This is a genomic window from Nocardia bovistercoris, assembly GCF_015674855.1.
Taxonomy (GTDB): Bacteria; Actinomycetota; Actinomycetes; order Mycobacteriales; family Mycobacteriaceae; genus Nocardia; species Nocardia bovistercoris.
In genome coordinates this window covers 1-26,019 of record NZ_JADMLG010000019.1, presented here as the reverse complement: position 1 = coordinate 26,019, position 26,019 = coordinate 1, and the positions used below count along the sequence as shown (strand labels likewise).

The following is a 26,019-nucleotide window of genomic DNA, read 5'->3' as shown; positions in this document are numbered from 1 at the left end:
GGAGTGAGAGACAGTGAGCGACAGAGAAAACGAGAATGCGACTGTCGGTGAGGAAGCCGCGGTCGCAGACAGCGCCCGGACGGAGAGTAAGGCGTCCGCAGGCGTCGAGTTGGGTAAGGCCGCTGAATCCGCCGACTCCACCGGTGCTGATGCCGAATCGTTCCCCGGTACCGACGAATCCGGTGCGAAGGCGGGCTCAGCTGCCCTCTTCGCCCGAATGCGGCCCGGCCCGAGAGGACTTGTCGCCATTCGCGCGGCCCTCGCGTTGTTACTCGGCGCGTCCCTGGTGACCTCGGTCTATTACTTCCTCCAGGACCGCGAGAGCGATGCCACCTTGGCCGCGCACGAACAGGCCCGCGCCGCGGCCTGCGCGTACGCCCCGGTACTCGCCGAATACGACGCCAAGAACCTGGACCAGTACTTCGCGGCGGTGCTCGCGGGCGCGACCGGCGATTGGAAGAAGCAGTTCGACGACACCAGCAAGGAACTGAAAGAGGTGCTTTCGCAGGGTGAGGTGGTCTCCAAGGCCACGGATGTGCAGTGCGCCATCAAATCCGGTGACGAGACATCCGCCGAGGCCATTGTCGTGATCGGGCAGACCATCACCAGCGTCGGCACCCAGGGCAAACCCGCGCCCGGCCAGTTGTCGATGGTGCTGCGGATGTCCAAGATCGACGGGAAATGGCTTGTCGGCAAGGTGAATTCGCCGCTCGCGCCGAGTTCGGCGCAGTGAGGTGACGCGGTCGGCTTCAGACCGTGGTCTCGCGCCCGAACAGGATGACCTGCATGAGCCGGATGACACGTGGCTGCGAACAGATCGGACTCTCGGCGCCGAGCCACCGACCGATGTCGACCACGAGCGCGAGCGCCGCGTGCACGAGCACCCTTGCCTCGGCGGCGGACAGTTCGGGGCGGACCCCGACCACCAGCTTGGCCCACTCTTCGACATTGAGCCGCTGGATGTTTCGCAGCACCGTGCGATCCTCCGGCGGCACATTGCTGATCTCGGCGTAGTAGACGAAGGTGAGTTCGCGTTCGCCGAAGGAGCCGCGCACATATAGCTCGATGAGGGTGTTCAGCGCCTGTTCCGGTCCGGCGGCGGCGCCGATGGCCGGTCCGATGGCCGCGGAAACCCGGTCGGCGGCGCGGCGGAAGGCGGCGGCGAGCAGGTGACCTTTGCTGCGGTAGAACCGGTACACCGCCGAGGAGGCGGGCAGGCCTGCGGCGGCCGCGATATCCTCGACGCTCACATTGGGATAGCCGCGTTCGTGGAACAGTTCGATGGCACGCTCGAGCAGCAGCTCGTGTTTGAACGTGAGTGGAATCTCGACTGCCGCAGGGGTTTCGGGCGGCGCGCCGACCTCGGGCAGATCCGAGTGCAGCACCGCGAGGCAGGCCGAGCGCAGCAGTGTCGCGAGCGTGCGCACCGGCATGGCGACGTGGTGATCGGCGATGCTTCCGATGGCGCTCAGCGTCGCGGTGGACAGCACAGCGCGGTCGGCACCGTCGAGGTCGGGGCGCACCTCGGCCAGCAGCGCGTTCAGCACGCGGTAGGCGCGGACGAGCTGGTCGATGAGCGTGCGGTAGTCCTCCGGTTGCAGATAGCGGCTCTGCCAGCGCAGTAGCGCCGCGCTGCGGCGGTTGGCGATCGAGGTCGCGATGACGGCGTCGAGGGTGTGCTCGAGGCGCGGCGCCGGCGGTGCGTCGGCCAGGTGGTCGGGCAGGCGCACCGAATCCTCGCTCGCGGCGCTCAGGCGCAGCGCTTCCTCGCGGAACAGCGCGTACTTGCTCGGATAGTGCCGGTAGAGCGCGGTGGAACTGATGTCGAGGCGGGAGGCGATGTCTTCCATGCTGACGCCGTGGTAACCCTGGGCGCCGAACGCCTCGGCGGAGGCCGCGGCGATCTGCGCGCGCCGATCGCGGGGGCGACGGCGAACCACGCGCTGCGGCGCGGCGTCGTCGGCCTGCGTCGCCGGGCGGGCGCGGCGTTTCGGGGCGTCCATGCAGCGATGGTAACCCAATATCCGGCCGCGCAAACTGACCTCGACGTGGACGAATCATTGTTGACTTAAATAACACATGCGTGGCGTAACGGCGGTGTCTACGTGGGTGATCCAACTATCACGGGGAAGAATTTCACATAACATATGTGGCCTTGTCGCGACATGGCTCCGCCCCGGGGTGACACAGCGGAGACGCGCGGATCAGGAGTCGGCGGGTGTCTCGGACGGGCGCCCGAACAGCACCACCTGCATGAGCAGACCCACCCGTGCCTGCGCGGCGAACGGCGCCGAGCCGAAGGCGCGCCCGAGGTCGACGACGAGCGCGAAGGCGGCGTGCACGAGGAACCGCGCCTCGGCGGGCGACAGCTCGGTGCGGACCTCGCGCAGCAACCGCGCCCACTCCTCGACGCTGAGCCGCTGGATATTGCGCAGCGCTGTCCGCTCCTCGATCGGAACATGTTGGAACTCCGTGTAATACACGAAGGTCAGCGCGCGCTCCGCGAACGATCCCGCGACGTAGTGGCCGATCAGGGTGGTGAGCGCGGCCTCGGGATCGGTGGCGGAGGCGACCGCGGGGCCGATGGCCGCCGACACCCGGTCGGCGGCGCGCCGGAAGGCCGCGGCGAGCAGGTCGCTCTTGCCCCGGTAGAAGCGGTACACCGCGGACGCCGCGGAAAGACCGGCCGCTGTGGCGATCTCCTCGACGCTGACATTCGGATAGCCGCGATCGTGGAACAGCTCCACCGCTTTGCGCAGCAGCAGTTCGTGTTTGAACGATTCCGGGATCTCGACGGCCGCCGGTTCCTCGACGCTGTCCACCGGCGGCGGCAGCGGCGCCGTCGAGATCGCCGCACAGGCCGAGGACAGCAGCCGGACAAGGGATTTGACGGGCAGTGTGGCGTGGTGATCGGCGATGCTGGTGACCGCGCTGAGTATCGCGACACTCAGCACCCGCAGATCGTCGACGCTCAGTTCCGGTCGCAGCCGGGCTATTTCGGCCCCGAAAGCGTCCAGCAGCGCCTTCTGCTGTTCCAACAGCAACGCCCGATCGGCTTCCTCGAGGTACCGCGCCTCCCACCGCACCAGCGTGACACTGGCCCGGTTCTCGATGGTCGACCCGATCAATGCGTCGAGCATCCGACTCAGACGCTCCCGCGCCGACCACTGCGCGGCCTCCTCGGGCAACTCAGCGGATTCGGTCATCGCCCGCCCGACCCGCATGAGCTCCTCGCGGAACAACGCGTACTTGCTCGGATAATGCCGATACAACGCCGCCGAACTGATCCCGAGACCCGAAGCGATGTCCTCCATGCTCACCCCGTGATAACCGAGCGAACCGAACGCCGCGGCGGAGGCCGCCGCGATCTGCGCCCGCCGATTCTTGGGCCGCCTCCGGATCTCCCGAGGTGCCGCCTCGCCGCTGACAGCCTGACGCGCCGTTCGGCGATTGTCGACACTCATGCCCGCCATCGTATCGAGACCGCACCGCCCACGATTTGCCCAGGTCGAACGCATACACGAATCGACCTCACCAACCGCATCGCCATCGGGCCGGTGCGCCGCGCTGTCGATTCGACCGTGGTCGGTCGCGATCGGTGCGAGCGTACGCGGATCGGTGGGTGAAACAGCGGGTCGCCGCCCTGGACAATCGTTCAGGTGGTTTTCGGGCGGATGGTGGCGTACCAGTCGAGGAGGTCGGGGTTGTCCACGGCACTGCGTTCCACCACTCGGGACGGGTCGGCGCCCTGGAAGAGTTTCTTGATCGGGACTTCGAGTTTCTTGCCGGTGCGGGTGTGGGGGATGCCGGGGGCAAGCAGGATTTCGTCGGGGACGTGGCGGGGGGAGACTTCGGTGCGGATGGTCGCGGCTATGCGCGCGCGGAGTTCGTCGGTGAGTTCGACGCCGGGGGCAGGCACTACGAACAGGGGCATCCAGTAGCCGCCGTCGGGTTGTTCGGCGCCGATGACAAGGGCTTCGGCTATTTCGGGGAGTTGTTCGACGGCCTGGTAGATGTCCGCGCTGCCCATGCGGATGCCGTGGCGGTTGAGGGTGGAGTCGGAGCGGCCGTGCACTATTATGCTGCCGCGTTCGGTGATGGTGATCCAGTCGCCGTGGCGCCACACGCCGGGGTAGGTGTCGAAGTACGCGTCGTGGTAGCGCTTGCCGTCCTCGTCGCGCCAGAAGCGCACCGGCATGGACGGCATCGGGCGGGTGACGACGAGTTCGCCGACCTCGCCGCGCACCGGGGCGCCCGTCGGGTCGAAGGAGTCGAGCGCCACCCCGAGGTACGGCGCCGAGAGCTCGCCCGGCCACACCGGGACCGTGCGCACGCCGCCGATGAAGGCCGAGACCACGTCGGTGCCGCCGCTGATCGAGGACACTTGGACGTGCTCGCCGACGTTCTCGCTCAACCACAGCGCGGAGGAGGGCGGCAGGGCCGATCCGGTGATCCCGACCGTGCGCAGCGCGCTCAGGTCGTGGTCGGCGCGCGGCACCGAACCGGCTTTGATGCAGGCGAGTACGTAGCCGGGGCTGGCGCCGAGCACCGAGGCGTGCACCGTCGCGGCGATGTGCCACAGCGCATCCGGAGTCGGGTAGGTCGGGCTGCCGTCGTAGCAGACGACGGTGGCGCCGACCAGCAGGCCGCCGACCTGGAAGTTCCACATCATCCAACTCGGACTCGTGTACCAGAAGAACGTGTCTTCGGAACCGATATCCGATTGCAGGGCAATGGCTTTGAGATGTTCGAGCACCACGCCGCCGTGTCCGTGCACGATGCCCTTGGGCAGGCCGGTGGTGCCGGAGGAGAACACGATCCACAGCGGGTGGTCGAAATCCACCGGCTCGGTTTCGATCAGCGCGGCGGCATTGTCGGTGTCGCGCACCGCGTCCGACCACGGTGTCGCGTCCTCGACGGGCAGGTCGAGCTGGGATACCGCGACGGTGGCGCGCAGGCTCGGCAGACCGGCGCGCAAGGCGGCGATATCCGCGCGCTTGTCGTGCGTCTTGCCGCCGAAGCGGTAGCCGTCGGCGGTGACGAGCACCGTCGGCTCGAGCTGGCCGAGCCGGTCGAGGGCGGCCTTCGCCGTGTAGTCCTGTCCGCAGGCGCTCCACACCGCGCCGACGGCCGCGGTGCCGAGGAAGGCGACCACGGCCTCGGGAATGTTCGGCAGGTAACCCGCGACCCGGTCGCCCGGTCCGACCCCGAGGGCGCGCAGGGTGCGGGCGAAGGCGGCGGTGTCCTCGATCAGGTCGACCCAGGAGACCTCGCGCGGTTCGGCGTCCTCGCGCACGTGGACGATGGCGGGGCGGTCGGTGCGCGCCTGCCGCACGATCTGATCGACGTAGTTGAGTTTCGTGCCGGGAAACCAACGCGCACCGGGCATTTCGGCGCTGGCGAGCACCTCACCGGCGATCTCGCCGAGTTCGAAGTAGCGCCACAGCGCGCCCCAGAAGGCGGCCGGGTCGTCCACCGACCACTGCCACAGCGAGCGGTAATCCGGTGCGGCGCGGCCGGTCTCGGATTCGACGTACCGCGCGAAATCGGTGATCCGCGCGTCGGCGACATCCCGTTCGGTCGGCACCCACTGTGGTTGCACGCCGGCTCCTCCCGCTCGTGGTCAGCTCACGCCGGCCGCGCGCCGGACGATCTGTTCGGCGTGACGCAACACCGGTGCGTCGACCATACGGCCCTCGAAGGCGAACACGCCCCGATGATGCGGCACCGCGTCCAGAACCCGCCGCGCCCATGCCGTTTCCTCCTCCGACGGCGCGAAACCGGCGCGGATGACCGACACCTGCGTTGGATGGATCGCGACCTTGGCGTCGAAGCCGACGGCCACCGCGTCGGCGGTCTCGGCGCGCAGTCCGTCGAGATCGCGGATGTTCAGATACACCGAGTCGAGCGCGAAACGCCCGTACGCCTTGGCGGCGATCAGCGCGGTGGACCTGACGTGCTTGGCCACGTCCCGGTAGCCGCCGTCGGCGTTCCTGCTCGACTTGCCGCCTAGTCCCGCGACCAGATCCTCCGCGCCCCACATGACGCCGATCACATTGTCGACCCGTGCGGTCTCGGCGACGGTGAGCGCGCCCAGCGGCGACTCGACCAGCAGGATCACCTCGTAGGCGGCCAGATTGCGGACCTGCTCGGCGGTTTCGGATTTCGACAGCATGACCCGCCGGTATCCGGTGCGGGCCAGGGCCTCGAGGTCACGCGAATGGTCCTCGGTGTCGGCGCCGTTGAGCCGCACCACCGTGGTCTCGGGATCGAGCGGTGTGTCGATCAGCGCGGTGCGCGCGGCGGGCTTGTCGGCGGCCGCGACGCCGTCCTCGAGGTCGAGGATGACCACGTCGGCGGTCGCCGCGGCCTTCTCGAAGCGTTCGGGACGGTCGGCGGGGCAGAACAGCCACCCCGTGCCCGGCATCTGCCAGCTCATGAATCCTCCGGTTGCTTGCGGACCAACACCTTGCGGGTCGCCGTTGCGACGATATCGCCGTTCTGGTTGCGCGCGGTGTGCGCGAGGGAGACGATGCCCTCGCCGGGACGCGACTTCGATTCGCGCTTGTCGCTGACCACGGTCTCGACGTACATGGTGTCGCCGTGGAACAGCGGATTCGGGAAGGCGATATCGGAGAAGCCGAGATTGGCGACGAGCGTGCCCTGGGTGAGCTGCCCGATCGACAGGCCGACCAGGGTGGACAGCGTGAACATGGAATTCACCAGGCGCTGGTTGAACGGCGGCTGCGCGTCGGCGAACGCGGCGTCGAGGTGCAGCGCCTGCGGATTCATGGTCAGCGTGGTGAACAGCACATTGTCGGCCTCGGTGATGGTGCGTCCCGGGCGGTGGTCGTAGACCACGTCGGTCTCGAACTCCTCGAACCAGAGGCCGCGCTGCACGATGCGTTTCACAGACCAAGCTCCCGCCCGATCAGCATCAGCTGAACCTCCGTCGTACCCTCGCCGATTTCCAGGATCTTGCTGTCACGATAGTGTCTGGCCACCGCGTATTCGTTCATGAAGCCGTTGCCGCCGAAGATCTGGGTGGCGTCGCGGGCATTGTCCATGGCCGCCTCGCTGGCCACCAGCTTGGCGATCGATGCCTGCTTCTTGAACGGTTTGCCCGCGAGCATGAGCGCCGCCGCGTCGTAGTAGGCGGTGCGCGCGGCGTGGGCCCGCGCCTCCATCCTGGCGATCTTGAACGCGATGGCCTGGTTGCGGCCGATGGGCTGACCGAAGGCCAGCCGTTCCTTGGCGTAGCGCACGCTCTCGTCGACGCAGCCCTGCGCCGCGCCCACCGAAAGCGCCGCGATCGCGATGCGGCCCTCGTCGAGGATGCGCAGGAAGTTCGCGTAGCCGCGGCCGCGTTCGCCGAGCAGGTTCTCCTCGGGCACGCGCACGTCGGTGAAGCTGAGCGGATGGGTGTCCGAGGCGTTCCAGCCGACCTTGTTGTAAGCGGGTTCGGCGACGAAGCCCGGTGTGTCGGCGGGCACGAGGATGGTGGAGATCTCCTTCTTGCCGCCGGTCTGGCCGGTCACCGCCGTCACCGTCACCAGCGCGGTGATATCGGTACCGGAGTTGGTGATGAACTGCTTGCTGCCGTTCACGACCCAGTCGCCGCCGTCGAGGACCGCGGTGGTGCGCGTGCCGCCCGCGTCGCTGCCCGCGTCGGGTTCGGTGAGGCCGAAGGCGGCCAGCGCGCGTCCGCTTGTCAACATGGGCAGCCACGCCTCGCGCTGCTTGTCGGTGCCGAATCGGTAGACCGGCATGGCCCCGAGGGACACGCCCGCCTCCAGGGTGATGGCCACGCTCTGATCGACCTTGCCCAATTCCTCCAGCGCCAGGCACAGGGCGAAATAGTCGCCGCCCATGCCGCCGTACTCCTCGGGGAAGGGCAGGCCGAACAGGCCCATCTCGGCCATGCCCGCGACCACCCGGTACGGGAAGGTGTGGTTCGCGTCGTGTTCCGCGGCCACCGGGGCGACCACCGACCGGGCGAAATCCCGCACCGTGAGGGCGAGGTCGCGGTAGTCCTCGGGCAGTGACCCGGTGGACAGGTAGTCGGTCATGCGGAAAGTCCCTCTCGCTCGGCACCTCTTGGATCGGATGCGACCGTTTCTGCTGCGGCTGTTTCGGATTCGGCGACGATGCGCGCGAGTGGCTGATCCAGGCGCACCTGCTCGCCCGCCTCGACCAGGATCTCCACCGTGCCCGCCACCGGCGCGGTGAGCGTGTGCTCCATCTTCATCGCCTCGACCACCACCACCGGCGCGCCCGCGGCGACCGGCGCGCCCGAGGTCGCGGGCACCGCGATCACCGCGCCAGGCATGGGGCTGCGGATCTCGGCATCACCCACGTGATCACCGCCGCCGCGCACACTGGTCTCCGGCACGACCCGCAGCAGCGCCGCGCCCGAACCGGTCGCCACCCAGATCTCGGCTCCGGATTCGACGACGCGGACGTTCGCGCGCACACCGTCGCGGGTGACGGTGATGGTGTCCGGCTCGTCGGCGCGGGCGACGGTCAGCGTGGATTCGGCGGTGTCCTCGTCGAGTCGGACGCGGCCCGCGTTCGGGGTCCCGGTGAAGTGCACGTGCCTGATCAGATCGCCCGCGGCCAGTCGCAGAGTGGTTGGCGCGGGGAAGCCGAGCCGCCAGCCCGACGGGATCGACCACGGGTCGGAACCCGGTGCGGGCCAACGGCGCAGCCAGTGCAGTGCGGCGGCGGCGACGAACTCGTCGTCGCCGACCGGCGCGGGGGTGTAGTCGGCCACGCGGCGGTCGAGCAGGCCGGTGTCGAGTCGCCCGGCCGCCACGTCGGGGTCGGCGAGCAGGAAACGCAGGAATTCGGTGTTCGCGGTGACGCCGAGGAGCACCGTATCGGCAAGCGCCCGATCGAGTTTCGCCAGCGCGCCCGCGCGGTCGCTCGCGTGGGCGATCACCTTCGACAGCATCGGGTCGTAGTCGCTGCCGATCACCGACCCCACGCGCAGCCCCGAATCCACGCGCACCCCTTGGCCTTCTGGCTCCGAGAGCGCGAGTACCGTGCCGCCGGTCGGCAGGAAGCCGCGACCTGGATCCTCGGCGTAGACGCGCGCCTCGACCGCGTGCCCGACCAGGCGGATATCGTGCTGCGCCGCGCCGATCTTCTGACCGGCCGCCACCCGGACCTGGCATTCGACCAGGTCGACGCCGGTCACCAGTTCGGTCACCGGATGTTCCACCTGCAGGCGGGTGTTCATCTCCATGAAGAAGAACTCGTCGGGGCGGTCGGCCGAGACGATGAATTCGACCGTGCCGGCGCCGACATAGTCGACGCTGCGCGCGGTGTTGCAGGCCGCCGCGCCGATCCGCGCCCTGGTCGCGGCGTCGAGCAGGGGCGACGGCGCTTCCTCGATGACCTTCTGGTGCCTGCGTTGCAGACTGCATTCGCGCTCGCCGAGGTGGATCACCGTGCCGAAGCGGTCGGCCAGGATCTGCACCTCGATGTGGCGCGGCCGGGTGACGAAACGCTCGAGGAACAGGGTGTCGTCGCCGAAGGCGGCCGCGGCTTCGCGGCGGGCGCTCACCAGCGCGGCGGGCAGCAGCGCCGGATCCTCGACCATGCGCATGCCCTTGCCGCCGCCGCCCGCCGACGGCTTGACCAGCACCGGATAGCCGATGTCGGCGGCGGCCGCGATCAGGGCGGCGTCGGTGAGTCCGGGTTCGGCGATGCCGGGGACCACGGGGACGTCGAAGGCGGCGACGGTGTTCTTCGCGGTGATCTTGTCGCCCATGACCTCGATGGCGCGCGCGGGCGGGCCGAGGAAGACCACGCCCGCCGCCGCTGCCGCCGCGGCGAACGCGGCGTTCTCGGAGAGGAATCCGTAGCCGGGATGCACCGCCTGCGCGCCGGTGCGCACCGCCGCGGCCACGACCTTGTCGATGTCGAGGTAGCTCTCGCGCGCGGGCGCCGGGCCGAGCCGCACCGCGACATCGGCCTCGCGGACATGCCTGGCGTCGGCGTCGGCGTCGCTGTAGACGGCCACGGAGCGAATGCCCATGGCGCGCAGCGTGCGAATGACGCGCACCGCGATCTCGCCGCGATTGGCGACCAGGACGGTGTCGAAGGCCACCGGCTGGGATCGGTTGACGGGGGCGGGATTCGGGTGGTTCGCCGCCGAGTACACGGGCACCGGGTTCGTTGGCATCGTCGTCATCACATCCGGAACACGCCGTAGGAAACAGGATCGAGCGGGGCCTGTGCGCAGACCGAGAGTGCCAGTCCGAGAACGGTTCTGGTGTCGGCGGGGTCGATGACGCCGTCGTCCCACAGTCGCGCGGTCGAATAGTAGGGATTGCCCTGGTGTTCGTACTGTTCGCGGATCGGCGCCTTGAACGCCTCCTCGTCCTCGGCCGACCAGGGATTGCCGCCGCTGTCGAGTTGGTCGCCGCGCACGGTGGACAGCACCGATGCGGCCTGTTCGCCGCCCATGACCGAGATCCTCGCGTTCGGCCACATCCACAGGAAGCGCGGCGAATACGCGCGCCCACACATGGAATAGTTGCCCGCGCCGTAGGAGCCGCCGATCACCACGGTCAACTTCGGCACCCGCGCGCAGGCCACCGCCGTCACCATCTTGGCGCCGTGTTTGGCGATGCCGCCCGCCTCGTAGTCGCGCCCGACCATGAAGCCGGTGATGTTCTGCAGGAACAGCAGCGGGATCTTGCGCTTGTCGCACAGTTCGATGAAATGCGCGCCCTTCATTGCGGATTCGCTGAACAAGACGCCGTTGTTGGCGACGATACCGACGGGATGGCCGTGGATGCGGGCGAATCCGGTGACCAGCGTCTTGCCGTATTCGGCCTTGAACTCCTGGAATCCGTCACCGTCTTCGAAACTGCCGCCGTCGACGATTCTTTCGATGACCGTGCGCACGTCGTACGGTGTGCGCAGATCCACCGGAACCACGTCGTAGAGTTCGGATTCCGGTGCGGCGGGCGGTGTGCTCGCGGTGATCGCCCACGGGCTCGCGGGGCGGGGGCCGAGGGTGGCCACGATGCGGCGCACGATGCGCAGCGCGTCGCGGTCGTCTTCGGCCAGGTGGTCGGTGACGCCGGAGGTGCGCGAATGCAGCGCGCCGCCGCCCAATTCCTCCGCCGTGACCACCTCGCCCGTCGCCGCCTTCACCAGCGGCGGGCCGCCGAGGAAGATGGTGCCCTGGTCGCGCACGATCACGGCCTCGTCGCTCATCGCGGGCACGTAGGCGCCGCCCGCCGTGCACGAGCCGAGCACCGCCGCGATCTGCGGGATGCCCGCGGCGCTCATGGTGGCCTGGTTGTAGAAGATGCGCCCGAAGTGTTCGCGGTCGGGGAACACCTCGTCCTGGCGCGGCAGGAACGCGCCGCCGGAATCCACCAGGTACAGGCACGGCAGATTGTTCTGCAGCGCGATCTCCTGGGCGCGCAGATGCTTCTTCACCGACATCGGGTAGTAGGTGCCGCCCTTGACCGTGGCGTCGTTGGCGACGATCACGCATTCGCGCCCCGACACCCGCCCGATTCCGCTGATGACGCCCGCGCCGGGGCATTCGTCGTCGTACATGCCGGTGGCCGCGAGCGGGGACAGTTCGAGGAAGGGGCTGCCGGGATCAAGGAGTTGGTCGACCCGTTCGCGCGGCAGTAGCTTGCCGCGCGCGATGTGGCGTTGCCTGGCCTTGGCCGGGCCGCCGAGCGCCGCCTCGGCAAGCCGCTCCCGCAGGTCGTCGACCAGCGCCAGATGGGCGCCGCGATTGTCGACCGCATGGGTAACCGTCATTACGCCGTCCCGCCGTCCAGTTAGTCGCCGATAACTGGAATTCAGGTTAATCTTGATTAACTGGGATGTCCAGGGGGCGGAATGCCCGAGTCTCGAGTGGGCGGAACGCCCGGGTCGCGGAAGGAGGGCGGGTGACCGATATCGAGGTGGGCGCGCTGACTCGCCGCGAGCAGTTGAAGGCCGAGCGCCGCAAGGAACTGCTCCAAGCAGGCGCGCGGCTCATCGCCGAACACGGATTCCTCGGCGTGCGCCTCGACGATCTCGGCGCCGCCGTCGGCATCAGCGGTCCCGCCGTCTACCGGCATTTCGCGAGCAAGGAAGCGCTGCTCACCGAACTGCTCGTCGGCATAAGCCTGCGCCTGCTCGCGGGCGGCGAACGCGTCGCCGACGAGGCCGGGACGCCGCGCATCGCCCTCGCGGCACTGGTGGATTTCCACCTCGACTTCGCGGTGGGCGAGCCCGAACTCATCCGCATCCAGGACCGAGACCTGGACAAGGTGCCCGCGGGCCCGCGCCGCGAACTTCGCCGCACCCAACGCCGCTACGTCGAGATCTGGGTGAGCGTCCTGCGCGAACTGCGCCCCGACCTGTCCGAGGAAGCCGCACGCGTCCGAGCGCACGCCGCCTTCGGCCTGATGAACTCCACCCCGCACAGCGCCACCTCGGCCACCGCCGCCCGCGCGAAACCGATCCTGCGCGCGATGGCGCTCGCGGCGCTCGACAGCGACTGAATACGGCGCGCCGCACCCGTGCGCTGGGGCAACTAGGCTGATCGCATGGCAGATCTGTCGGATCCCCGTGTTCGCGAATTCCTCTCCCACGGCACCCGGACAGGCAAGGTGGCGGTGGTCGCCGCCGATGGGCGTCCGCTGGTGACGCCGATCTGGTTCGCCGTCGACGGTGCGACGCTGTTCTTCAACACCGGCAAGTCCACCGCCAAGGGCAAGGCGCTGGCCCGTGATCCTCGGATCGCCCTCGTGGTCGACCAGGAGGAACCGCCGTACGCGTCGGTCCAGATCCAGGGCACGGTCACCCTGTCGGAGGATCCGGAGGAACTGTTGCGCACCGCCACCGTGCTCGGTGGCCGCTATATGGGCGCGGATCGCGCGGAGGAATTCGGCAAGCGCAACGGCGTGCCGGGCGAACTCGTGGTGCGCGTGCACCCAACGAAGGTCATCGCCCACTTCGACGCCACCGCCTGAGTCGCCATCCGCCCGCACCTACACTGACCCGCATGACCGTGCATTTCATCGGAGCGGGACCTGGTGCGGCGGATCTGCTCACGGTGCGGGCGGTCACGTTGATCCGCGCCAGCCCGGTGTGCCTGTACGCGGGCACCTACCTGGACCCCGAGGTGTTGGCGCAGTGCGCGCCGGACGCCGAACTGGTCGATACCCAGCATCTGGATATCGAGCAGATCACCGAACGGCTGGCCCGGGCGCACCGGTCGGGTCGGGACGTGGCCAGGTTGTGTTCGGGCGATCCCTCCCTGTATTCGGCGCTCACCGAGCAGACCCGTCGGCTCGACGCCCTCGGCATCCCGTGGGATGTCACGCCGGGCGTTCCGGCCTACGCGGCGGCGGCGGCCACGCTCGGGGTGGAGTTGACGGTGCCGGAACTGGTGCAGTCGGTCGTGCTCACCCGGACGCACGCGCGGTCTACGGCGATGCCGGAAAGTGAGGCGCTGGCCGGGTTCGCGCGCACTCGCGCGACCCTCGCCCTGCATCTGGCGGTGACCCGCGTCCGCCCGTTGGCTGCCGAACTGGTGGCGGAGTACGGCGCGGACTGTCCGGTCGCGGTGGTCTACCGCGCCTCCCAGCCCGACGAGCTGGTGCTGCGCGGCACGCTCGCCGATATCGCCGACCGGGTCGAGGCGGCGGATCTGCGCCGGGCCGCGGTCATCCTGGTCGGCCGCGCGCTCACCCCGGCCGTCGACTGCGTCACGTCCCATCTCTACGACCCCGCCCGCGAACGCATCGGGTGACCGGGGCCGACGCGCGGACAACGCGCCCAGCAAACCCGACACGTGGAGACTGCCAGGGGTGATGTGTCCCAGCTATGGATCTTGGTTGGTCGGTCGCGGTGCGCGACGGTAGATTGTTGCGGTGGTCAGCACTCGATGTCCCGGCACGGCCGGTCGGTGGGTTTCGTGGCACTGGGTGTGTAGGTAGGACAGCGGGGACCATGTAACAACAACGTCCCCGCGCAGATAGTGCCAGAAGAACATTTTGCTTGATTGATGTACGAGAACTGAACCTGGGAATACAGACGCCGCCGTAACACGGTGCGCGTCCTGTCCGGGTGTCGTCGGGGAGCGCTTGCGTGGTGTTCCGGAAGCGAGGTTACGGTTGGACCGGCTGGATTTCGGCGGGAACGGCGAAGCTGGTGGCGAATACTTCCCACTGTCGCCCGCGCAGCTGGGCATCTGGTATGCCCAGCACGTCGATCCGCAGGTGCCGATCAATATCGCACAGTATGTCGATCTGCGCGGTGCTCTGGACGTAGGCGCGCTCGAACAGGCCAGCCGCGACGCCGCCGTCGAGATGGGCTCCGGCTTCGTGAAGATCGTCGAGGTCGACGGCGAGCCGGTGCAGACCGTCGACCCCGCGCTCGACTCCACCCTCGAATACGTGGACCTGCGCGTCGCCGACGATCCCGAGGCGGCCGCCGCCGAGTGGATGCGGGCCGAGTACAGCCGCCCGCTCGACATCGTCGGCGACCGGCTGATCCGCGCCGCCGCCCTGCACTTGGCCGATGACCACTGGTTCTGGTACTCGCGCGCGCACCACATCGTGCTCGACGGCTTCGGCGCGATGACGTTCATGCAGCGCATCGCCGAGCTCTACACCGCTGCCGTGACCGGTGAGAAGGCGAAACCGGCCAAGGCCACCGATCTGCGCACGCTCTACGAGCAGGAGATCGCCTACCGGGACAGCACCCGCTTCGAATCCGACCGCGCGCACTGGGCGGAACGTGTCGCGGGCCTGGAGGAGGGGTCGAGTCTCGCGGGTCGCTCCGCGCCGCCGTCCCCGGTGAACGGGGTGGCGAGCGCGGCACTGAGCGCCGACCAGGAAGCCCTGCTCGGCGCGGCCGTGCGGCGCCACGACAATTCCCCCGCGGGGCTGCTGATCGCGGGCTTCGCGGCCTACCTCGCCCAGCTGACCGGCGCGCAGGACGTGATCCTGAGCCTCCCGGTGACGGCGCGCACCACCGCCGCCATGCGCCGTTCCGGCGGCGTGGTCTCCAATATCGTGCCGCTGCGCCTTACGGTCGCGCACGAGACCACCGTGGCCGACTTGTTGAAGGCCGTCACGGTCGAGGTGTCGGGCGCGCTGCGTCACCAGCGCTACCGGCACGAGGACATCCGCCGCGACAGCGCGGGCGACGGCGTGGTGACCACCGAGTTCTTCGGTCCGTGGGTCAACATCATGCTGTTCCACAGCGAGATGACGCTCGGCCCGATGGTCGGGCAGCTCAATGTGCTGTCCACCGGCAGCATCGAGGATCTCGGCGTCAACTTCTACCAGTCGGTCGCGGGCACCCGTTCGCACATCGACTTCGAGACCAACCCGAATCTCTACTCCGAGGACGAGGCGCGCACCCACCACGCGCGGTTCCTGGAGTTCTTCGGCCGTTTCCTGGCCGCCGACGCCGAAACGCCGGTGTGGGATCTCGAGGTCACCACCGAGGACGAGCGCGAACTCACCCTGCTGGAGTGGAACGACTCGCTGCGGGACGTGCCGGACACCACCCTGTCGGCGCTGCTCGACGCGCAGGCCGCGGCCTCGCCCGACGCCATCGCCCTCGACTTCGAGGGCGACACGCTGACCTACGCCGAGTTCGGCGCGCGGGTCAACCGGCTGGCGCGGGCGCTGATCGCCGACGGCGTCGGCCCGGAGGCGCTGGTCGCGCTCGGCATGCGGCGCTCGCTCGACCTGGTCGTCGGCATGCACGCGGTGCTGAAGGCGGGCGGCGCGTACGTCCCCATCGACCCCGACCACCCGGCCGAGCGCACCGCCTACATCCTCGAATCCGCCGCCCCGGTGTGTGTGCTCACCGGGGCCGACGACGACCTCGAGCTGCCGGAGACGGTGCGACGGGTGCGGATCGACACGCTCGACGTGTCCGGCTTCTCCGCCGCCCCGGTCACCGACGCCGACCGTTCGGCGCCGCTGCGGCCGGACAACACCGCCTACGTCATCTACACATCGGGTTCGACCGGTCGGCCCAAGGGCGTCGCCGTCACCCACCACGCCATCGTCAACCAGCAGCTGTGGATGCTCGACGAGTACCGGATCGGCCCCGGCGACATCTACCTGCAGAAGACCGCGACCACCTTCGACGTCTCGCTGTGGGGCTATTTCCTGCCGCTGATGGTCGGCGCGAAACTGGTGGTCGCCACCCCCGACGGGCATCGCGACCCGCTCTACGTCGCCGAGACGATCGCCCGCCACGGCGTCACCGTCACCGACTTCGTGCCGTCCATGCTGACCGTCTTCGTCGCCAATGCCACTGCCGCGCAATGTGAGTCGCTGCGCGCGGTGTTCGTGATCGGCGAGGCGCTGCCGCCGGAGACGGCCGCGGGCCTGCGCGCGATCTCCTCGGCCGGGCTGCACAACCTGTACGGCCCCACCGAGGCCGCGGTCTCGGTGACCTACTGGGAAGCCACCGCCGCCGACACGGTCACCGTGCCGATCGGCATCCCGGAGTGGAATGTCGAGGTCTACGTTCTGGATTCGCGGCTGCGTCCGGCCGCTGTCGGCGCGCCGGGTGAGCTGTATCTCGGCGGTCGGCAACTGGCGCGCGGCTATCGAGGCAGGCCGGACCTGACCTCCGACCGGTTCGTCGCCAATCCGCTCGGCACGCACGGGCAGCGGATGTACCGCACCGGCGACCTGGTGCGCTGGAACCCTTCGGGCACACTGGAATACATCGGCCGCACCGACTTCCAGGTGAAGTTCCGCGGGCAGCGCATCGAACTCGGCGAGATCGAGACCGTGACGCTGGCGCACCCGTCGGTCAGCCAGTCCGCGGTGCTCGTGGTCGATACGGCAACCGGTCAGCAGCTGGTCGCCTACGTGGTGCCGACGCCGGGGCAGTCCGTCGATCCGGCCGAACTCACCGGATTCGCCGCCGAGCGGCTGCCGAACTACATGGTGCCCGCTTCGGTCATGGTGCTAGAGGCGTTCCCGCTGAACACCAGCGGCAAGCTCGACCGCAAGGCGCTGCCCGAGCCGGTGTTCAGCGCCGACGCCGCGGGTTTCCGTGCGCCGCGCACCCAGGCCGAGCAGATCGTCGCGGGCATCTTCGCCGACGTGCTGTCCCAGCCGAGGGTCGGCATCGACGACAACTTCTTCGATCTCGGCGGCAACTCGCTGGTCGCCACCCAGGTCGTATCCCGGGTGAGCGCGGCGTTCGGCGCCAGTATCGGGGTGCGCGCGCTGTTCGAGACGCCGACCGTGGCCGGTATCGCCGCGCGCGCCGAGCAGGCCGCTCCCGCCGACGGTGCGCGGCCGCCGCTGGTCGCCCGGCCGTTGCCGAGCCGCGTGCCGCTCTCGCCCGCGCAGCAGCGCATGTGGTTCATCAACCAGTTCGATCCCACCGCGCCCACCTACAACCTGCCGTTCGTGGTGCGGTTGCGCGGCCACGTCGATCTGGCCGCGCTGCGCACCGCGCTCAACGACGTGATGGCGCGCCAGGATTCGCTGCGCACCGTGTTCCCGGAATCCGGTGACGGCGGCTACCAGCAGGTGGTGCCCGACGACGAGATCAACCTCGCCATCTCGGTCGCCTCCATCGACGAATCCGAATTGCAGGCCACGCTCACCGAATTCGCCTCGACCGGCTTCGACGTGTCGCGGGAACTGCCGATCCGGGTTCGCATCTACAAGGTGACCGGCGGATCCACCAACGGAACTCCCGATCACGCCGTCGCTTTCGTCGTGCACCACATCGCGGCCGACGGCTTCTCCTTCGGGCCGCTCTCGCGCGATGTCGCCTCGGCCTACCTCGCGCGGGCCGCGGGTGCGTCGCCCGCCTGGTCGCCGCTGCCGGTGCAGTACCAGGACTACACCCTCTGGCAGCACGAACTGCTCGGCTCGGAATCCGATCCCGAATCCTTGGCCGCGCGGGAGATCGCCTACTGGCGTGGGCAATTGGCCGGACTGCCCGATCAGATCGACCTGCCGACCGATCGCCCGCGCCCGCCCGCGCAGAGCTTCCTCGGCAGCCGGGTCGCCTTCGACATCGACGTCGACCTGCACGCCGGACTCGCGGGACTGGCTCGCGCGCAAGGCGTCTCGCTGTTCATGGTGATGCACGCGTCACTGGCGCTGCTGTTGGCGCGGCTGTCGGGCACCGACGACATCGCCATCGGCACACCGGTCGCCGGCCGCGGCGAACAGGCGCTCGACGATCTGATCGGCATGTTCGTCAACACGCTCGTGCTGCGCTCGCAGGTCGACGGCACGGTGCCGTTCACCGAACTGCTCACCCGCACCAGGGAAACCGACCTGGCCGCCTTCGCCTACTCCGACGTGCCGTTCGAGCGCCTGGTCGAGGTCATCAACCCGACCCGGTCGCAGGCGCGGCACCCGCTGTTCCAGGTGATGCTGTCGTTCCAGGAGATGTCGCACGCGACCCTGGAACTGCCCGGCCTTTCGGTGACCGCCGACGAACTCGACGTCGACATCGCCAAATTCGATCTGCAGTGGACGGTCACCGAGGAGCGCGGCGCGCACGGCGAACCCGCGGGCATGGGCGCGGTGGTCTCCTTCGCCACCGACCTGTTCGACGCCGACACCGTCGCGGAATTCGCCCGCAGGTATCTACGTGTGCTCGAAACCGTCGTGGCCGCACCGGAATCCAGGGTGCACGACATCGACATCCTCGACGATGCCGAACGCGATCAGGTGCTCGTCGAATGGAACCGGACCGAGCGCGAGATCCCGGCGGCGACGCTGGTCTCGATGTTCGCCGAGCGTGCCGTGACCAGCGCCGACGCGCCCGCGGTCAGCTTCGAGGGTACGACTCTGTCCTACGCCGAGTTCGCGGCGCGGGTCAATCGCCTCGCCCGGCATCTGATCTCGCTCGGGGTCGGCCCGGAGTCCATGGTGGCGCTCGGCATGAGCCGGTCGCTCGAACTCGTCGTCGGCATGTACGCGGTGACGGTCGCGGGTGGCGCGTATGTGCCGCTCGACCCGGATCACCCGGCTGACCGGACCAGATATGTGCTGGAGACGGCGGCGCCGGTCTGCGTGCTGACCACCGCGCGCGACGGATTCGACGCGGGCGAGGCGCCCACGCTGTCCATCGACTCGCTCGACCTCGCCGAATACTCCGATGCCGCGGTGACCGACGCGGAACGCGTCACGCCGCTGCGCCCGTCGAATACCGCCTACGTGATCTTCACCTCCGGGTCGACGGGTCGCCCGAAGGGTGTCGCGGTCGCGCACGACGCGATCGTGAACCGCCTGGTGTGGATGCAGGCCGAATACGGTCTGACCGCCGCCGACGTCGTGCTGCAGAAGACGCCGGCGACCTTCGACGTGTCGGTGTGGGAGTTCTTCTGGCCGTTGCAGATCGGTGCGCGACTGGTCGTCGCGAAGCCGGACGGGCACCGCGATCCGGGCTATCTGGTCGACGTCATCACCGAGGAGCAGGTCACCACCGCGCACTTCGTGCCGTCGATGCTGTCGGTGTTCGTCGCCGAGGGCGGTGCGGACGAATGCGTCAGCCTGCGGAACGTGTTCGCTTCGGGTGAGGCTTTGCCCGCGGCGACGGCGCAGCGTTTGCGGGAACTGACAGGTGCTCGACTGCACAACCTGTACGGTCCCACCGAGGCCGCGGTCGATGTGACGTTCCACGAGGTGACCGACGCGGATACGGTTTCCGTGCCGATCGGCGCGCCCGTGTTCAATACCCGTGTCCTGGTATTGGATTCGCGTCTGCATCCGGTGCCGGTAGGTGTCGCGGGTGAGCTCTATCTCGCGGGCGTGCAGTTGGCGCGCGGGTATGTGGCGCGTCCCGATCTGACCGCCGACCGTTTCGTGGCGAATCCGTTCGATCCGGCCGGTGGGCGTATGTACCGCACGGGTGACTTGGTCACCTGGACCGCCGATGGCGAACTGGAGTACTTGGGCCGCACCGACTTCCAGGTGAAGTTGCGCGGTCTGCGTATCGAACTCGGCGAGATCGAAGCCGCGCTGACCGGACTGGACTCGGTGGCGCAGGCCGTGGTCCTGGTCCGCTCCGACGATCGCCTCGGCGACCAGCTGGTGGCCTATGTCATCGCGGCCGCCGGACACGCGGTGGACGTGGAGGCGGTGCGCGGCGAACTCGCCGACGAGCTGCCCGCGTACATGGTGCCGAACGCCTTCGTGACCTTGGAGGCGTTCCCGCTCAACGCATCCGGCAAACTGGATCGCAAGGCGCTGCCCGCGCCGGTGTTCGAGGTCAAGGTGTTCCGCGCGCCGTCGACTCCGATCGAGGAGATCGTCGCGCAGATCTTCGGCGAGGTGCTCGGCATCGGCCGCATCGGTGTCGACGACGACTTCTTCGAACTCGGCGGCAACTCGCTGATCGCCACCCAGGTGGCATCGCGCCTCGGCATCGCGCTCGACACCCGCGTCCCCGTGCGCATGCTTTTCGACGCCTCGACGGTGGCCGCGCTGGCCGCGCGCGTCGAGTCGCGCGCGGGCGACGGCGCGCGCAAGGCGCTGGTGGCGCGGGAACGACCCGAGGACGTGCCGCTGTCGCTGGCCCAGCAGCGCATGTGGTTCCTGAACCGGTTCGACACCGAATCGGCCGTGAACAACATCCCGGTCGCCATCCGGCTCTCCGGCGAACTCGATGTCGCGGCACTGCAGGTCGCGGTGATCGACGTGATCGACCGGCACGAATCGCTGCGCACGGTGTTCCCGGAGACCGTCAACGGCCCCGTGCAGGTTGTGCTCGACGCCGCCCAGATCGTGCCCGACCTCACCCCGTACCGGGTCACCGAGAACACGCTGTTCGACCACCTGATCGACCTGGCCTCCATGGCCTTCGACGTGACCAGCGAAGTGCCGCTGCACGCACGGCTTTTCGAAATCAGCGAGACCGAATACGTGCTCGGCATGGTGATGCACCACATCTCCGCCGACGGCTGGTCCATGGGTCCGCTGGCCCGCGACGTCATGGTCGCCTACGCCGCGCGCACCCTGTGGGAGCCGCCCGCCTGGACCGCGCTTCCGGTGCAGTACGCGGACTACTCGCTGTGGCAGCGCGAGGTGCTCGGCTCCGAGCACGACCCGGTTTCGCTGATCTCCAACCAGATCGCGTACTGGTCGCGCGAACTCGCCGAGCTGCCCGACGAACTGGTGCTGCCCGCCGACCGTCCGCGTCCGGCGGCCGCCACCTACAGCGGCGGCACCTACCCGTTCGTGATCTCCGGCGAAACCCAGTCCGCGCTGGTCGAACTCGGCCGCCGCTACAACGCCTCGCCGTTCATGGTGATGCACAGCGCGCTCGCGGTGTTGCTGGCCCGCCTGTCGGGCACCAGCGACATCGCCATCGGCACCCCGGTGGCCGGTCGCGGTGAGGCCGCGCTCGACGACCTGATCGGCATGTTCGTCAACACCCTCGTGCTGCGCACCGAGGTCGACGTGGCGGCGGGATTCGCCGATCTGCTCGCCACCGCGCGCGAGAAGGACCTGCACGCCTTCGCCAATGCCGACGTGCCGTTCGAGCGGCTGGTCGAGGTCCTGAATCCGGCCCGCTCGCAGGCGCGGCACCCGCTGTTCCAGGTGATGCTGGCGTTCCAGAACACCAAGCAGGCCAATCTCGAACTGCCCGGCCTTTCCATCAACGGCATCGATTACGACGCGGGCCTGGCCAAATTCGACCTGCAGCTGACCTTGCAGGAGATCCAGGACGAGAACGGCGAGCCTTCGGGCATGTCGGCCGAATTCTCCTACGCGCTCGACCTTTTCGACGAGGAGACGATCGCGGGCTTCGCGAGCAGGCTGGACCGCATCCTGGCGGCGATCATCGCCGATCCCGATGTGCCGGTCGGCGATATCGACCTGCTCGACGCCGCCGAGACCGAACTCGCGCTGTACCGGTGGAACGACACCGCGCACGAGTTGGACTCCACCCTGACTCTCGCGGGTGATTTCGCGCGTCAGGTGCGGGCCGTGCCCGACGCGGTGGCCGTGGTCGGGCCCGACGGCGAGACCTTGACCTACGCGGAGTTCGCGAGTCGGGTGCGCAGGCTGGCCCGCAGGCTGATCGCCTCCGGCGTCGGGCCGGAATCCCTTGTCGGCCTCGGCATGCGACGTTCGGTGGATCTGGTCGTCGCGATCTACGCGGTGCTGGAGGCAGGCGGCGGCTACGTGCCGCTTGATCTGGATCAGCCCGCCGAGCGGATCGGCTACGTGCTCGAATCCGCCGCGCCGGTATGCGTGATCACCACCGCGCGTGACGGTTTCGTCGCTCCCGGTATCGAGGTCATCGTGCTCGGCGAGGCCGACCTCACGGCGTTCTCCGATGCCGAGGTGACCGACGCGGAGCGGATCGTCGCGCTGCGTCCCCGGCATCCGGCCTACGTGATCTTCACGTCCGGGTCGACGGGCAGGCCGAAGGGCGTCGCCATCCCGCATCTCGCGGTGGTGAACCATGTGCGGTGGATCGCGGGCGAGTACGGCGTCGGCGGCCACGACGCGATCCTGTTCAAGACCCCGGCGACCTTCGACGTGTCGGTGTGGGAGCTGTTCGTTCCGCTCACCGCGGGCGCGCGCATGGTGGTGGCGACCCCGGACGGTCACCGCGATCCGCAGTACCTGGTGTCGGTGATCGAGGCGAACCGGGTCACCATGACCTCGTTCGTGCCGTCCATGCTCGCCGTCTTCGCGGGCAGTGTCGACCCGGTCGCTGGGCGGACCGCCCTTGCCTCGCTGCGCACCTTGTTGATGGCGGGCGAGACCTTCCCGATCGAGGCGGTGCACGCGATGCGTCGCGTCGCCGACACCGCGCTCCACAACCTGTACGGTCCGACCGAGACCACCGTGCACACCACGCACTACCCCGTGCCCGCCGTGGTCGACAGCGCGCTGCCGATCGGTGTTCCGCTGTGGAATACCCAAGCGCTGGTGTTGGATTCGCGCCTGCACCCGGTTCCGGTCGGCGTCGCGGGCGAGCTGTATCACGCGGGCTTCCAGTTGGCCCGCGGATATCTCGGCAGGCCCGACCTGACCGCCGACCGTTTCGTCGCGAACCCCTACGGCCCGCCCGGCGATCGCATGTACCGCACCGGCGACCTGGTGACCCGGCGCGCCGACGGCGTGTTGATGTTCCTCGGGCGCACCGACTTCCAGGTGAAGGTGCGCGGCCTGCGCATCGAACTCGGCGATATCGAGTCGGCGCTGACCGGCTACGACGCGGTCGCGCAGGCCGTGGTGCTGGTCCGGTCCGACGCCCGTACCGGCGATCAGCTCGTGGCCTACGTGGTGCCCGGCGATGCCGCCGCCGCGCTCGACATCGAGGACCTGCGTGCGTATCTCGGCGCGGTGCTGCCTTCCTACATGCTGCCCGCCGCCATCGTCGTTATCCCGGCGATGCCACTGACGGTCAACGGCAAACTGGACCGGCGGGCACTGCCCGAACCGGTCTTCGAGGCGAAGAAGTTCCGTGCGCCCTCGACGCCGATCGAGGAGATCGTGGCCAATACCTTCGCGGAGGTATTGGGTGTGTCGGGTGAGCGTCCGGTGGGTCTGGACGACGATTTCTTCGATCTGGGCGGCAACTCGCTGATCGCCACCCAGGTGGTCGCGCGGCTGAGCGCCGCGCTCGACACCTCCGTCCCGGTGCGCCTGCTGTTCGAGGCGCCGACGGTGGCGGCGCTGGCGGCGCGCATGGAGGCGCACGAGGGCACCGGCGGTCGCGCCGCGCTCGTGGCGCGCACCAGGCCCGAGTTCCCGCCGCTGTCGCCCGCGCAGCAGCGCATCTGGTTCCTCAACCGCTTCGACACCGATTCCGCGGCGAGCAATATCCCGGTCGCGGTGCGCCTGCACGGCCAATTGGACCTCGACGCGCTGCGCGGCGCGCTCGCCGACGTGATCGCGAGGCACGAATCGCTGCGCACCATCTATCCGTCCAACGAGGGCATCGCCTATCAGCAGGTGCTCCCGATGGCCCGTGCGATTCCGGAACTCGACGTGCGCGCGGTCCGCGAGGACGAACTTCCCGGCGCGCTCTACGAATTCGTGATCCGCGGCTTCGACGTGACCGCCGAACCGCCGGTGCGGGTGCGTATCTACCAGCTCGAGGGCGAGAACGGCAAGCGCTGGCGCGACACCACCCAGGACGCCGTGCTCGCGGTGGTCGTGCACCACATCGCGGCCGACGGCTTCTCCATGCGTCCGCTGGTGCGCGACCTGATGGCGGCCTACATCGCGCGGCGCTCGGACGCCGAGCCGGGGTGGGCGCCGCTGCCGGTGCAGTACGTCGACTACGCGATATGGCAGCGCGAAACCCTCGGCGACGAGGACGATTCGAACTCGCTGCTGACCGGTCAGCTGAACTACTGGCGCGCCGCGCTCGCCGGACTGCCGGAGGAACTGCGGCTCTCGCAGCGTCCCCGGCCCGCGGTGGCGACCTACGGCGCGGGCACCCATCGCTTCCGGGTGCCGGGCGAGCTGGTGGAACGGCTGAACCGGGTCGCCCACGACAGCGGCACCACCCTGTTCATGGTCGTGCACGGGGCCTTCGCGGCGCTGCTCGCGCGCCTGTCCGGCGCCGACGACATCGCGGTCGGCGTGCCCGCGGCGGGACGCGGCGAGCAGGGGCTCGACGACCTGGTCGGCATGTTCGTGAACACGCTGGTCCTGCGCTCCCGGATCGACCCGGCGGATTCCTTCGCCGAACTGCTCACCCAGGTGCGCGAACGCGACCTGCAAGCCTTCGCCCACACCGACGTGCCGTTCGAGCGGCTGGTCGAGGTGCTGAACCCGGCGCGTTCGCAGTCGCGGCACCCGCTGTTCCAGGTGATGCTGTCGTTCCAGAACCTCGGCCGCACCACCCTCGAACTGCCTGGCCTTCGGGTCTCGGAGCTGGCGATCGACCAGCCGACCGCGAAATTCGACCTCCAGCTCACCCTGGGCGAAGTGGTCGACGCCTTCGGGCGGGAAGCGGGCACGGCGCCGATGGACGCCGAACTCCTTTACGCCACCGACCTTTTCGACGCGGGCTTCGCCGATTCCTTCGCCGAGCGATTCCTCCGGGTGCTGCGCGGTGTCGCCGACGATCCGGCCGTGATCCTCGGCGATATCGACCTGCTCGACGACGCCGAACGCGCCAAGGTGCTCGAGCGCTGGAACGACAGCGAATTCCCGGTCGACGCCGCGCTGACCTCCTCGGTGGGCGAGGCGGCGGGCACGCTCGTCTCGATGTTCGAGGCGCAGGCCCTGCGCACCCCGGACTCGACCGCGCTGACCTTCGAGGGGACGAGTCTGACCTACGCCGAGTTCGCGAGTCGGGTGCACCGCCTCGCGCGCTGGCTCAAGCAGGCCGGTGTCGGCCCTGAGTCGTATGTCGGTGTGGCGATGCGGCGTTCGCTGGATCTACTGGTCGGCCTCTACGCCGTGAACGCGGCGGGCGGCGCGTACGTGCCGCTCGATCCGGATCATCCGGCCGAACGCGTCGAGCACATCCTGCGCACGGCGGGACCGGTGTGCGTGCTCACCTCGGGTGCGGATCTGACCACGACGGTGTCGCGACAGGTGCGCATCGACCGGCTCGACCTGTCCGGATTCTCCGACGAGCCGCTGACCGACGCGGAACGGCACCGCCCGCTGCGCCCGCAGAACACCGCCTACGTGATCTTCACCTCCGGTTCGACGGGGCGCCCGAAGGGTGTGGCGGTCTCGCACGAGGCGATCGTGAATCGCCTGGTGTGGATGCACGCCCAGTACGGGCTGTCCGCCGACGACGTGGTCCTGCAGAAGACGCCCGCGACGTTCGATGTGTCGGTGTGGGAGTTCTTCTGGCCGTTGCAGGTGGGTGCGCGTTTGGTGATCGCGCGTCCTGATGGTCATCGTGATCCGTCGTATCTGGTGCGTACGATTGTGGATCAGCATGTGTCGACGGTGCATTTCGTGCCGTCGATGATGTCGGTGTTCGTGGCGGAGTCGGGTGCTGGTGGGTGCTCGAGTCTGCGGAATGTTTTTGCTTCGGGTGAGGCGCTTC

General features: G+C 68.9%; 13 protein-coding genes. 5 read left to right on the top strand and 8 right to left on the bottom strand.

All coding sequences use genetic code 11. From position 1 onward, the window contains the following. The first annotated feature begins 13 nt into the window (after positions 1-13). Positions 14-733, top strand: coding sequence for a hypothetical protein (locus IT779_RS32120; RefSeq protein WP_196153240.1), 720 nt, complete (start codon positions 14-16; stop codon positions 731-733). 16 nt (positions 734-749) lie between these two features. Here IT779_RS32120 and IT779_RS32115 read toward each other — a convergent pair whose 3' ends face one another. From IT779_RS32115 to IT779_RS32080, 8 genes are all read right to left on the bottom strand, one after another. After that, positions 750-2,003 carry a TetR/AcrR family transcriptional regulator gene (locus IT779_RS32115; protein ID WP_196153239.1) on the bottom strand — a complete coding sequence of 418 codons (1,254 nt, stop codon included), beginning with the start codon at positions 2,001-2,003 and terminating at the stop codon, positions 750-752. A gap of 201 nt (positions 2,004-2,204) precedes the next feature. Further along, a complete protein-coding gene (locus IT779_RS32110; RefSeq protein ID WP_196153238.1) occupies positions 2,205-3,464 on the bottom strand; it encodes a TetR/AcrR family transcriptional regulator in 1,260 nt (419 codons plus the stop codon). A gap of 191 nt (positions 3,465-3,655) precedes the next feature. Next, entirely contained in the window at positions 3,656-5,602 is a 1,947-nt protein-coding gene (locus tag IT779_RS32105; RefSeq protein ID WP_196153237.1) for an acetoacetate--CoA ligase, read from the bottom strand. Positions 5,603-5,623: 21 nt separating this feature from the next. After that, the gene (locus IT779_RS32100; protein WP_196153236.1) at positions 5,624-6,439 is read right to left on the bottom strand and encodes an HpcH/HpaI aldolase/citrate lyase family protein; all 816 of its coding nucleotides are present in this window, start codon (positions 6,437-6,439) and stop codon (positions 5,624-5,626) included. Then, complete coding sequence (locus tag IT779_RS32095) at positions 6,436-6,912, bottom strand: MaoC family dehydratase (RefSeq protein WP_196153235.1); 477 nt, start codon at positions 6,910-6,912, stop codon at positions 6,436-6,438. Before IT779_RS32095 ends, IT779_RS32100 begins: the two co-directional genes overlap by 4 nt. Further along, positions 6,909-8,069, bottom strand: a complete 1,161-nt coding sequence (locus IT779_RS32090; RefSeq protein WP_196153234.1) for an acyl-CoA dehydrogenase family protein — start codon at positions 8,067-8,069, stop codon at positions 6,909-6,911. The genes IT779_RS32095 and IT779_RS32090 overlap by 4 nt, the downstream gene beginning before the upstream one ends. Next, positions 8,066-10,189 (bottom strand): ATP-binding protein, encoded by a 2,124-nt coding sequence (locus IT779_RS32085; RefSeq protein WP_196153233.1) that lies wholly within the window; start codon positions 10,187-10,189, stop codon positions 8,066-8,068. The genes IT779_RS32090 and IT779_RS32085 overlap by 4 nt, the downstream gene beginning before the upstream one ends. Before the next feature lie 8 nt (positions 10,190-10,197). Continuing rightward, complete coding sequence (locus IT779_RS32080) at positions 10,198-11,796, bottom strand: carboxyl transferase domain-containing protein (RefSeq protein WP_196153232.1); 1,599 nt, start codon at positions 11,794-11,796, stop codon at positions 10,198-10,200. Between the two features lie 131 nt (positions 11,797-11,927). Between IT779_RS32080 and IT779_RS32075 the strand changes: the two genes are divergently transcribed. The 4 genes from IT779_RS32075 to IT779_RS32060 form a co-directional block, all read left to right on the top strand. Beyond that, entirely contained in the window at positions 11,928-12,527 is a 600-nt protein-coding gene (locus tag IT779_RS32075) for an SACE_7040 family transcriptional regulator (RefSeq protein WP_332839062.1), read from the top strand. A gap of 45 nt (positions 12,528-12,572) precedes the next feature. Continuing rightward, a complete protein-coding gene (locus IT779_RS32070) occupies positions 12,573-12,998 on the top strand; it encodes a PPOX class F420-dependent oxidoreductase (RefSeq protein WP_196153231.1) in 426 nt (141 codons plus the stop codon). Positions 12,999-13,030: 32 nt separating this feature from the next. Then, positions 13,031-13,780, top strand: coding sequence for a precorrin-4 C(11)-methyltransferase (gene cobM, locus IT779_RS32065; RefSeq protein ID WP_196153230.1), 750 nt, complete (start codon positions 13,031-13,033; stop codon positions 13,778-13,780). A 364-nt stretch (positions 13,781-14,144) separates the two neighbouring features. Continuing rightward, positions 14,145-26,019 (top strand): non-ribosomal peptide synthetase (locus IT779_RS32060; RefSeq protein ID WP_196153229.1); only part of this gene is annotated, 11,875 nt, incomplete at its 3' end.

What these genes read in the sequence shown, in the direction of transcription:
- IT779_RS32115 (WP_196153239.1), bottom strand. Translation starts at nt 2,003, where the DNA reads ATGGACGCCCCGAAACGCCGCGCCCGCCCGGCGACGCAGGCCGACGAC.
- IT779_RS32110 (WP_196153238.1), bottom strand. Translation starts at nt 3,464, where the DNA reads ATGAGTGTCGACAATCGCCGAACGGCGCGTCAGGCTGTCAGCGGCGAG.
- IT779_RS32100 (WP_196153236.1), bottom strand. Translation starts at nt 6,439, where the DNA reads ATGAGCTGGCAGATGCCGGGCACGGGGTGGCTGTTCTGCCCCGCCGAC.
- IT779_RS32090 (WP_196153234.1), bottom strand. Translation starts at nt 8,069, where the DNA reads ATGACCGACTACCTGTCCACCGGGTCACTGCCCGAGGACTACCGCGAC.
- IT779_RS32085 (WP_196153233.1), bottom strand. Translation starts at nt 10,189, where the DNA reads ATGCCAACGAACCCGGTGCCCGTGTACTCGGCGGCGAACCACCCGAAT.
- IT779_RS32080 (WP_196153232.1), bottom strand. Translation starts at nt 11,796, where the DNA reads ATGACGGTTACCCATGCGGTCGACAATCGCGGCGCCCATCTGGCGCTG.
- IT779_RS32070 (WP_196153231.1), top strand. Translation starts at nt 12,573, where the DNA reads ATGGCAGATCTGTCGGATCCCCGTGTTCGCGAATTCCTCTCCCACGGC.
- cobM (WP_196153230.1), top strand. Translation starts at nt 13,031, where the DNA reads ATGACCGTGCATTTCATCGGAGCGGGACCTGGTGCGGCGGATCTGCTC.